11 protein-coding genes are annotated in these 9,181 nt (G+C 63.2%); 6 read left to right on the forward strand and 5 right to left on the reverse strand.

Annotation, left to right across the window (positions count from 1 at the left end; translation table 11 throughout):
* From EOA29_RS15900 to EOA29_RS15910, 3 genes are all read left to right on the forward strand, one after another.
* Positions 1–234 (forward strand): TOBE domain-containing protein (locus EOA29_RS15900; RefSeq protein WP_127221131.1); only part of this gene is annotated, 234 nt, incomplete at its 5' end.
* Between the two features lie 450 nt (positions 235–684).
* Positions 685–1,215 carry a sigma-70 family RNA polymerase sigma factor gene (locus EOA29_RS15905; protein ID WP_127221132.1) on the forward strand — a complete coding sequence of 177 codons (531 nt, stop codon included), beginning with the start codon at positions 685–687 and terminating at the stop codon, positions 1,213–1,215.
* A complete protein-coding gene (locus EOA29_RS15910; RefSeq protein WP_126091619.1) occupies positions 1,202–2,134 on the forward strand; it encodes an anti-sigma factor in 933 nt (310 codons plus the stop codon). Before EOA29_RS15905 ends, EOA29_RS15910 begins: the two co-directional genes overlap by 14 nt.
* Positions 2,135–2,317: 183 nt before the next feature.
* Here EOA29_RS15910 and mog read toward each other — a convergent pair whose 3' ends face one another.
* Genes mog through EOA29_RS15930 form a run of 4 tightly spaced genes read right to left on the reverse strand, consistent with a single transcriptional unit; the run spans position 2,318 to position 5,090 of the window.
* A complete protein-coding gene (mog, locus tag EOA29_RS15915) occupies positions 2,318–2,824 on the reverse strand; it encodes a molybdopterin adenylyltransferase (RefSeq protein ID WP_126095720.1) in 507 nt (168 codons plus the stop codon).
* A gap of 5 nt (positions 2,825–2,829) precedes the next feature.
* A complete protein-coding gene (locus EOA29_RS15920) occupies positions 2,830–3,729 on the reverse strand; it encodes a U32 family peptidase (RefSeq protein ID WP_126091620.1) in 900 nt (299 codons plus the stop codon).
* Positions 3,730–3,732: 3 nt separating this feature from the next.
* Complete coding sequence (locus EOA29_RS15925; protein ID WP_126095721.1) at positions 3,733–4,716, reverse strand: peptidase U32 family protein; 984 nt, start codon at positions 4,714–4,716, stop codon at positions 3,733–3,735.
* A gap of 8 nt (positions 4,717–4,724) precedes the next feature.
* Positions 4,725–5,090: an SCP2 sterol-binding domain-containing protein gene (locus EOA29_RS15930; RefSeq protein ID WP_245464859.1), complete on the reverse strand. Its 366-nt coding sequence runs from the start codon at positions 5,088–5,090 to the stop codon at positions 4,725–4,727.
* Between the two features lie 7 nt (positions 5,091–5,097).
* Between EOA29_RS15930 and EOA29_RS43015 the strand changes: the two genes are divergently transcribed.
* The 3 genes from EOA29_RS43015 (at position 5,098) to EOA29_RS15945 (ending at position 8,005) form a co-directional block, all read left to right on the forward strand.
* Complete coding sequence (locus tag EOA29_RS43015) at positions 5,098–5,733, forward strand: hypothetical protein (protein ID WP_245464860.1); 636 nt, start codon at positions 5,098–5,100, stop codon at positions 5,731–5,733.
* A gap of 173 nt (positions 5,734–5,906) precedes the next feature.
* A complete protein-coding gene (locus EOA29_RS15940; RefSeq protein ID WP_126095722.1) occupies positions 5,907–7,415 on the forward strand; it encodes a UbiD family decarboxylase in 1,509 nt (502 codons plus the stop codon).
* Positions 7,412–8,005 (forward strand): UbiX family flavin prenyltransferase, encoded by a 594-nt coding sequence (locus tag EOA29_RS15945; protein WP_126091623.1) that lies wholly within the window; start codon positions 7,412–7,414, stop codon positions 8,003–8,005. The genes EOA29_RS15940 and EOA29_RS15945 overlap by 4 nt, the downstream gene beginning before the upstream one ends.
* 300 nt (positions 8,006–8,305) lie before the next feature.
* Here the strand turns inward: EOA29_RS15945 and EOA29_RS15950 are convergent.
* The coding region (locus tag EOA29_RS15950) for an HlyD family type I secretion periplasmic adaptor subunit (RefSeq protein WP_127221133.1) at positions 8,306–9,181 on the reverse strand (876 nt) is incomplete at its 5' end.

The following is a 9,181-nucleotide window of genomic DNA, read 5'->3' on the forward strand; positions in this document are numbered from 1 at the left end:
GTCTACGGCATCCGTCCCGAACACATCCGGGCGACCGGTCAAGGCGTCCCCGGCACCGTCACCCTCATGGAGGCGACCGGCTCGGAAATCTTCGCCACGGTGGACTGTGGCGGCGAAGCGATCTCCTGCCTGTTCCGCGAGCGGCTGGCGTTGAAGCAAGGCGAGGGTGTGCGGATCGAGGTCGACCGCGCCTTAGCGCATCTGTTCGACGCCAAGACCGGTCGGCGCATCTGATCGCTGCAATCCTCACGAGCGTCGAGTGACAATCGATCACGTCAGCGTGATCGAAAAAGACTGATCATTCGGGAATAACCCGCCGGTTCCATCGGTCTTCTGGACATACGCCGCTCATGGCGTTGCGGGAGACCGACATGACCCATCGCGACAACGCGAACGGCGGGAGGCGGGGCATAGGCCGGCGCCGGCCCCTGGAGCGGCTGAGCTGGACCAAAGTGCTTTTGGCATCGCCGTCCTGCCAGCGGGCCTGACCTGGTGATGCGCCGTTCCGTTCCGAGGCGCTTGACTCCGGTGACACCTATGCCTTCACCTCCACCAAAGCAGGGATCTTCGCCTGCAAGAGCGATCTTCACCCGCACGAGCAGGGACAGACCGCCGCCACCCGCTGAAGGTGGCTGCAGACCCCCGGCCGGAGCGCCCGACGGTGGAACGGTGTTGAGCGAAAGAATGCTGGCCGCGCGTTTTGCCGAAGTGGTGCTGCCGCATCTCGGCGACGCGCTGTCGCTCGCCCGCTGGCTGACCGGGAATGCAGCGGACGCCGAGGATGTGGTGCAGGAAGCTTGCCTCAATGCGCATGCCGGCATCGCCGGCTTTGCCGGCGGCAATCCGCGCGCCTGGCTGCTCACCATCGTGCGCAACGCCTCCTACACCTGGCTGGCACGCAACCGCCCGCGCGCTGTGGTCGCCGTCGGCGATCTCGCCGATCTCGATAACGTGTCGCCGCCGCCGGACAGCAACGCCGACAGCCCTGAAGCGGCGCTGATCGCCAAGGCGAATTCGGCAGCCGTGGAAGCAGCGATCGCAAGGCTGCCTGAAGCGTTTCGCGAAACGCTGGTGCTGCGCGACATAAACGGCCTCAGCTATCGCGAGATCGCGGCCATGCTCGGCGTGCCGCAAGGCACGGTGATGTCGCGACTGGCGCGGGCGCGCAGCCTGCTGATGACGGATATTGGAGGGCGCCACCATGAGCCCGCATGAAAATCGCCCGCGTGAGGACGGATTGCCGGAAGACCCGCAGGATATGAAGCTGATGATCCATGCCCTTGTCGATGGCGAGCTCGACGCCGCCGCGGCACTTGCCGTCGAGCGGCGCATCGCCGCCGATCCGGAGCTGGCGGCCGAACATGCGCGCATCCTCGCGCTGCGCATGGCTGTCGCCGGCGTGCCGCGCCCGGCAGTCAGCGACGACTTCCTGGCGCGCATCGCGGCGATCGCTGAGGTGAAAGGTTCCGGCGAAGTTGAGGCTGCGCCGGCCGACGCTGTGAAAGCGGAGCCGTCCGCTCGGCCGCAACAGCAACAAGGCAAAGTCATCGAGATGCGGCCGACGGCGCGCAGCCTGGCGCGCCGCTTCAGTTCCTTCGACTGGCGCCAGATGGCGGCCTCGATCGTGCTGACGGCTTTTCTCGCCAGCGGCGCGACGCAGTGGCTGATGGTGGAAAATGCGCCCGACAGCTTTGCGGTCGCCGTCGCCAACGGCCATCGCCGCAGCCTGCTCGCCGCAACCCCGGTCGACATCGTGTCTTCCGACCGCCATACGGTGAAGCCGTGGCTCGACGGCCGGATCGGCGTGTCGCCGCCGGCGCCCGACATGGCCAAGGACGGCTACGCGCTGCTTGGCGGACGCGTCGAGGTGATCGGTGACAGGCCGATGCCGGCGCTGGTCTATCGCCACCATGAGCATCTGATCACCCTGGTGGCGGCACCACAGCAGACCGGAGGCGCATCCGTGCCGGTGGCGGACGATCTCTCGGCGGGCGGCTTCCTCTTGGTCCACTGGACCGACGGCGCCTTCTCCTACTGGGCGATCTCGGATGCCGAGCGGCCGGCGCTCGACGATTTCGTCGCCCGCTTCCGGGCGGCGGCCGCAGCCAATCCGGCGGCCGGCAGCCGGGGGTGAATACAGGCCCCGTCAGGAACGGGACCAACCAAAGCTTCGCAAATTTGCAACTAGAGCGGTTCACCGTTTCACGGAAACGGCGACCCGCTCTATCTCCTTGTTTTGACGCAATTCCGGACGGAAAACCGTTACACACTTTTCCTGGAACCGCTCTGGCTGTTGAGCCTCAACAGCTAGAGCGGTTCATCCCAAAACAGAAGAATCCACCAGGATCCGGCCCGCGCCGATGAGTTCGAGGCAGTAAGGCACTGCGGGAAAGACAGCGTCGAGGCACACGTCGATGGAGGACGGTTTTCCGGGCAGGTTTATGACCAGCGATCGGCCGCGCACGCCTGCGGTCTGACGTGAAAGGATGGCCGTGCGTACATGCAGCAGGCTTGCCTGCCGCATGAGCTCGCCGAAACCGGGCAACTCCTTGGTAATGACCTGCCGCATGGCTTCCGGCGTGAGGTCCCTCGGGGAGGGACCGGTTCCGCCTGTTGTCAGGATCAGGTCGGCGCCTGCCTGGTCGCAAAGCTCGATGAGCACGTCGCGGACGCTCTCCAGGCCGTCGGGGACGATGCGGCGGACAAAATCGCAGGGCTCCGCCAGGACACCACGGAGCCAGCGCTCGATTGCCGGTCCGCCAAGATCGTCGTACTCGCCGCGGCTTGCACGGTCGGAGATGGTCACGATCGCAATCCGGGTCATTGCCGTCAGGCCGTCGCGGTTGCCTGCCAACCGGGCCTGGCATGGGCGTACCCGTCGACCAGGATGCCAGGCAGATCGAGGCACGAAAGGGCGAAGCGGGCATCCTTCGGCTCCTCTTTGCCGTCGGCCAGCCGTCTATATATCCTCGCTACCTCCACCATGTCGCATGTCTGGGGGGACAAACGCAGGCGCCTGATGCCCTTGGCGGCGAGTGCGGCGGGGGTGGGGCAGAAAGCCTGCACCTGATTGGAAAGGGTCTGTACGCCGTTGATGGCGAGGAATTGCTGGTCGTCGAGCGTATCGACGGAGAGACCATCGGGATCCTTTTCGCAGGTGAACTGGCATGAATCCTTATGAAGGCCGTGGATCCGAGCGTGATAACACCGTCCGGAAAGGGCGAGCGGCAACCGCCCGAACGCAAAGATCTCGAACTCAGCCTCCGGACATTTCAAGGACATGACGCCGATCGCTGCAAACGACAATTCCACGGGCGGGCATATTGTCTGCGCGCCGAGCTGGATCAGGAATTTCGCGGAAGCCTCGTTGTAGACGTTCAGGAACGGACCCGTGACGAAGGGTTTGCCGGAGCGTGACGGCAGGCCGGACACGTCGTTGATCTCGACCAGCCTGTCCTCTCCGCAAAGATCCTCGACGCTTCTGCGTTCCCGCACGGTTGCCGGCGCCGCCAGTGTGGACAGCACCACCTGTTTGCCTCCACGCTCAAGCCGTTCGATGATCGCCGGCCATGCGGGATCCGAAAACGGCATCCGCTTGCCGCAGACGACTTCACCGACGTGAACGCGCTCGATCGGGGCCTCGTCCGCTATCCTGCGGTAGAAATCCAGGAGACGGTCGGGGGGCCAGTGGAAGAAGACCGGTCCAAGCGTCAGCGCGATTTCGGACACCGGCTATCTCCATTTCTTCTCGTAGGCTCCCGCGGTCTGCCGAGCCCCTTCCGACTGGCCAGCGAGAAGCCGATCGATGTCGACCGCGTCGCCGCCCTTTTCGACCGCGTCGACGGCCTTTCTGAAGGCGCGCACGACCTCGCTTACATAGCCTTTGCCGCGCTGGCGCCCTTCGATTTTCAGCGCAGTCACCCCGGCGGCCTTCAAGCCTGAAATCATGCCGCCGGCGTTCAGGCTGACGGGATCCTCGAACAGATGGGACGTCTTGCCGTCGGCTTTGAATTTGCCCTTGCAGAGAGTGGGATAACCCACCGGCTGGCCGCGCTCATATCGATCGATCGTGAAGCCCGACAGCCGCGCCGTTGTGCCGCTCGGCTCTTCGTCATAGCTCACCATCTCGGGTGGCGAGCAGACACCGTTGAGATTCGGCGATTTGCCCGTCGCATATGAAGAGAGATAGCAGCGACCCTCGATCATCACGCAAAGACCGCCAAAAACGAAGGCTTCGGTTTCGACGTCGATCGCGCGGTTCAGCGCGGCTATCTCCTGGAGTGACAGAACCCTTGGAAGCACGACGCGGCGAATGCCGAACTGAGCCGCATAGAAGCCGATCGCTTCCGGCGTCGCCGCGGCAGCCTGCACCGACAGATGAAGACGGATTTGCTTGTGGTTCCTTGCCACATGATCGAGGACGGCGAAGTCGGCGGCTATGATGGCATCCGCGCCGCTTTCGGCGGCCATGTCCGCTGCCTTCTTCCAGGTGTCGACATCGTCGACGCGCGCGAAGGTATTGATCGCGACCAGAACCTTGCTGCCATGGTCGTGGGCGAAGCGCACGCCCTCGGCGAGTTCGTTCCGAGAGAAGTTGAGCCCGGGAAAATTGCGGGCGTTGGTTTCATCGCGAAATCCGCAATAAACCGCATCCGCGCCCGCCTGGACGGCTGCTCTCAACGTCGCGGGAGTTCCCGCCGGACAGACAAGTTCCATGCGTGTCGTCATGTTTCCCGCGCCTCTCTGGCGCTGTTGTCGGCCAATCGGCGGGCGACGCCCAGGGCGCCAAGGACACCCGTATCGACACAGCGGGCAAGGATGCCGCGCAGTCCGAGCAGGTCCGCCGGACGAAGCTCGGCATCCTCTATCGTGTTCCTCAAGGCGAGCACCGCTTCCGTGCGCCCGCTTATCGAGATGATGCGGCTGAAGAACATCGCATCGCCGTCAAGCGTGCCGTCAAGCAGGCCCAACAGGGTCAAAAGCGGCCCTCTGATCAGCACGTCCGATCGAGCAGCCTCATCCTTGCTCACGACGCGGACACTGGATCGCTGTCCGTCCGGGGTCACGCGGAATGCGAATGCGAGGTCCACGGGATCGATGACGAAGCAGGCCGAACGGTATTCGCCCAAGCGCTCGAAAAGGCCAGGACGCCGTCCGGCAAGCGCGCGCAAGGACAATGTCAGCAACGGACCGAGAGGCAGTCCTGCGACTGTCGGAAACAGGCGGCGAACAAATCCCGGCAACATTGGCTCGGCGTTTGGCGGCCGCATCTTCAAGCGCTGTCCGTTCTATATTCGATCATGGCAGATCTCTTACGGCCAGCTAGGCATCGCATTTCTTGCCGAGAAGCTTCGAAAAATTATCCGCGTTGGGGCAGAAATCGCGATAGTGGCTTTCGAAATCGAAGGCCTCCATATGATCGTGACATCTGCGGCGGTGGGGACATGTGATGCAGGTTCGGGACATGAAGCGGTCCTGCGCGAATTCCAGCGTTTGGAAGTCATCGGGATCGATCCCGACCGAAAGCATCGCCAAAGTGAGGAAATCCTGCGCGGCATAAGGCAGATGCATGGCGTCATCGAATTCGCCGGGCGACATGCCGATGTCGTTCAGCATGCCCGTGCACTCTTCCAGCCCAAGGGCCCAGAATTCCCTTCTCGCTGCCTTGCTTCGTCCGCGGTCCCTGAAAAAGGCGATTGCCGACCGGCATGTTTCAAGGGTGCCGTTGATTAGATTGTTGGCCATTCTGAACGTCTTCCCGATATCGACCAGCCCCTCAGGCGAGTGGACCGCTGAATTCCTCATATCGTGCGGAAACGATCGCTTCTTTGACCTAGCGCAAAGTTTTCGGGCGGCCGCCGTGTGAGAAGAATGTCGCCGACGGACCGGTCGTGCCGGACTTCGCCATGCATTATCGCCTTCTTCCCCAGTTCTCCGATCTCGGCTCCTTTCTTTCGCACCTGGAAGTGAAGGGCCAGCTTCGGGAAATCCGCGCCCCGGTCTCGACGCGTTTCGAATTGACGGAGATACACAAGAGGGTGATCGCGGCGCACGGGCCGGCGCTGCGCATGACCATGCCGATCGACGACCAGGGGACCGGTTCGTCCTTTCCGGCCGTGGCAAACATTTTCGGGACGCGCGAGCGCGTCGCATGGGGGCTGGGCACGGACATTCGCGGGCTCGAGACTCTCGGCGCTCTGCTGGCGTGGATGAGGTCCCCTCAAGCTCCGCAAAACTTGCGTCAGGCCCGCCACATGTTCTCCGCCGCGCGTGGTGCGCTGGCGGCGCGCCCGAAGATCGTTTCGTCGTCAAGACTATGGAGGGACGCGGAACCGGATTTCGCAATCCTTCCCATCCAGACCTGCTGGCCGGAGGATGCCGGTCCTCTCATCACATGGCCTGTGGTCGTCACCCGGCCGCCGGGCGAGGATGATCCCGGCAAATACAATCTGGGCATATACCGGATGCAGGTCATCGCCCGTGACCGGGCGATCATAAGATGGCTGCCCATGCGGGGCGGCGCGGCCCACCATCGCATGTGGCGGGCGAGGGGGCTCGAGATGCCCGTCGCCGTCGTCATCGGCGCGGATCCCGCCACATTGATAGCAGCGGTAATGCCGGCGCCCGAAGGCGTGTCGGAACTGGCTCTGTCCGGGATGATCAACGATCGACGGGTTGGACTGTCGCCATGCAAGAGCATCGAGCTCCATGTCCCCGCCAGTTCCGAGATCGTGCTCGAGGGAACCGTTTCACCCAATGAAACGGCGAAGGAAGGTCCCTTCGGCGACCACACCGGATACTATAACGGCGCGGAGCATTTTCCCGTCTTCAAGCTCAAGCGTATTCGCGTGAGGGACGGGGCAAACTATCTCACGACGTTCACCGGGCGCGCGCCCGACGAGCCGTCCGTCCTTGCCGAGGCGCTGCTCGACGTCTTCAAGCCTCTGCTGCGCCAGCAGATACCGGAAATTCTCGACGTCTGGCTTCCGCCGGAAGCCTGTTCCTACAGGATTGCGGTCATATCGATCGTCAAGAAATATGCCGGTCAGGCGCGGCGCGTGATGATGGGGTTCTGGTCGCTGTTGCCGCAGTTCTCGATGACCAAGATGGTCGTCGTGGTGGACGACGACATCGACATCCGGTCGTGGTCGGACGTGATGTGGGCGGTCGCCACCCGCATGGATTTCTCGCGCGATCTGATGAAGCTGGATCGTACCCCTATGGACTCCCTCGATTTCGCGTCGCCGCTGGAAGGGCTTGGAGGAAAAATCGGATTCGACGCCACGCGCAAGATCGGGTCCGAGACATCGCGCGAGTGGGGGAAGGAGCTAAGGATGTCGTCTCACATCGTTGAAAGAGTTTCCGAGCGCTGGGATGAGCTTTTTCCTCAGGCAAGCGGTTCGGTGCGAAAATGACCAAACGGATAATCGTGGGGGTGACCGGCGCGTCCGGCTCGGTGCTTGCGCTTGAGACCATACGCCAACTGGTCAGAGCTGGTGCGGAAACGCATCTTGTCGTCTCAAAAAGCGCGCGCATGACCATCGCTTACGAGCTTGGCGCCGACGGACTGGCGCAGCTTGCTTCACTCGCCAACCACACCCACAACCACCAGGACCTGGCAGCGCCGATCGCCAGCGGCTCGTTCAGAACGGACGGCATGATCGTCGTGCCCTGCTCGATGCGGACCCTTGCGGCGATGGCGCACGGCTTGGGCGACAACCTTCTGACCAGGGCGGCCGACGTCGTCCTGAAGGAGAGGCGCCGGCTGGTGGTCGTACCGCGCGAGGCGCCTCTGCACGAAGGGCATCTGGATGCGATGCTGAGATTGACGCGGATTGGAGCGATCATCGCACCGCCCGTGCCGCCATTCTATGTCAAGCCGGCTTCGATCGAGGCGATGATCGTCGAGATGGCGGCACGACTGGTTGGCTGGGTTGGCGTGGACCCCGGCGACAAGCTGACCCGGTGGGGCGAAAAGAACGTCGCGGCCCATCGGTCATTTTGATGGAGCTGCCAACGGGAGGAAGCCCCGGCGAATTTCCGGGAGCAAGAGCCAGGCATGTGATTTGAGACAGCTTCGTGGATCGGATTGCTTGCGACTGGGCTACCGTCCGACCGAGGCAAGCGCGGCGAGCTGAGCGAGCCGCCGCATCGAAAGCGCACCGTCCTTCGCGATCGTCGCGATGTCGTTGAAGAGAAAGGTGCGGGCCACTCCTTAGCCGCCGCGATGGGCCGCCTCTTTGCGCTATGCCAAATGAGCGCCGATTTTGCGCAAATGTGACCGACCGTAACGGGCTGGTGCCCGCTAGCGGAAAGCGCGTGACATCTGATCGGTAAGCGGCTTCAGCAGATAAGACCAGACGCTGTGCCGGTCCGTGCTGATATGGACCTCGGCCGGCATCCCCGGCTTGAGCTCCTTGGCGTCTGTCAGGCAGTCAGCCTTGTTTTCGACGCCGATGCGCGCCGAGAAATACGAAACCTGGCGCTGCTGGTCCTTGATCAGGTCCGCGGAAATCCACTTCACCGTGCCCTGGCAGGCGGGTGTCGTGCCGCCATCGAAAGCCGGAAAGCGGATCGAGACCGGTTGGCCGGAACGAACGTCGTCCACTCGAGGCGGAGGAATGAGCGCGTCCACGACAAGATTGTCCGCATCGGGGACGATCGTCATCAGCAACTCCCCGGGGGCGACTACACCACCCACCGTGTGGACGGTGGACTGTTGTATGGTTCCGGATTGCGGGGCGCGGATTTCCGTCTTGGTCAGTTCGTCCAGAGCGACGATCCTGCGTTCGTTGAGTTCGGTCCGCTTGGCTTCCGTTTCGCGCAACTCGGTCGTCACATCGCTGCGCCTTTTTTCATCGAGCTGCAGGATTTGCAGCTCGGTCTCGCTGATCTTGGTCTGGGCTTCCGCGACCGCCGCCGCCAGCCGGCCGGACTCGCCTTTGGCCCGTGTCGCGTCCAGTCTCACATTGCTCAACCGCTCTTTCGAAACCAGTTTCTTCGAATAGAGAGCATCCACGTCCGTCAGGTCGCGGCCGAGCAACGCCGCCGATTCATCCATCGCCACCTGCTGGGCCTTCAGGCCCTCGAGCTGACGCTCGATTTGCTGTGTCTGGCTCTTCAGAAGCGCCTTTTGCCCTGCCAATTCCGACGCCCGCGTTTCGAACCGGGCACGCTCGCC

This window comes from Mesorhizobium sp. M1E.F.Ca.ET.063.01.1.1 (genome assembly GCF_003998155.1).
GTDB lineage: Bacteria > Pseudomonadota > Alphaproteobacteria > Rhizobiales > Rhizobiaceae > Mesorhizobium.

Coding starts and splice junctions, on each gene's coding strand:
- EOA29_RS15905 (WP_127221132.1), top strand. CDS start 685: ATGCTGGCCGCGCGTTTTGCCGAAGTGGTGCTGCCGCATCTCGGCGAC.
- EOA29_RS15910 (WP_126091619.1), top strand. CDS start 1,202: ATGAGCCCGCATGAAAATCGCCCGCGTGAGGACGGATTGCCGGAAGAC.
- mog (WP_126095720.1), bottom strand. CDS start 2,824: ATGACCCGGATTGCGATCGTGACCATCTCCGACCGTGCAAGCCGCGGC.
- EOA29_RS15925 (WP_126095721.1), bottom strand. CDS start 4,716: ATGGAACTTGTCTGTCCGGCGGGAACTCCCGCGACGTTGAGAGCAGCC.
- EOA29_RS43015 (WP_245464860.1), top strand. CDS start 5,098: ATGACGAAGCAGGCCGAACGGTATTCGCCCAAGCGCTCGAAAAGGCCA.
- EOA29_RS15940 (WP_126095722.1), top strand. CDS start 5,907: ATGCATTATCGCCTTCTTCCCCAGTTCTCCGATCTCGGCTCCTTTCTT.
- EOA29_RS15945 (WP_126091623.1), top strand. CDS start 7,412: ATGACCAAACGGATAATCGTGGGGGTGACCGGCGCGTCCGGCTCGGTG.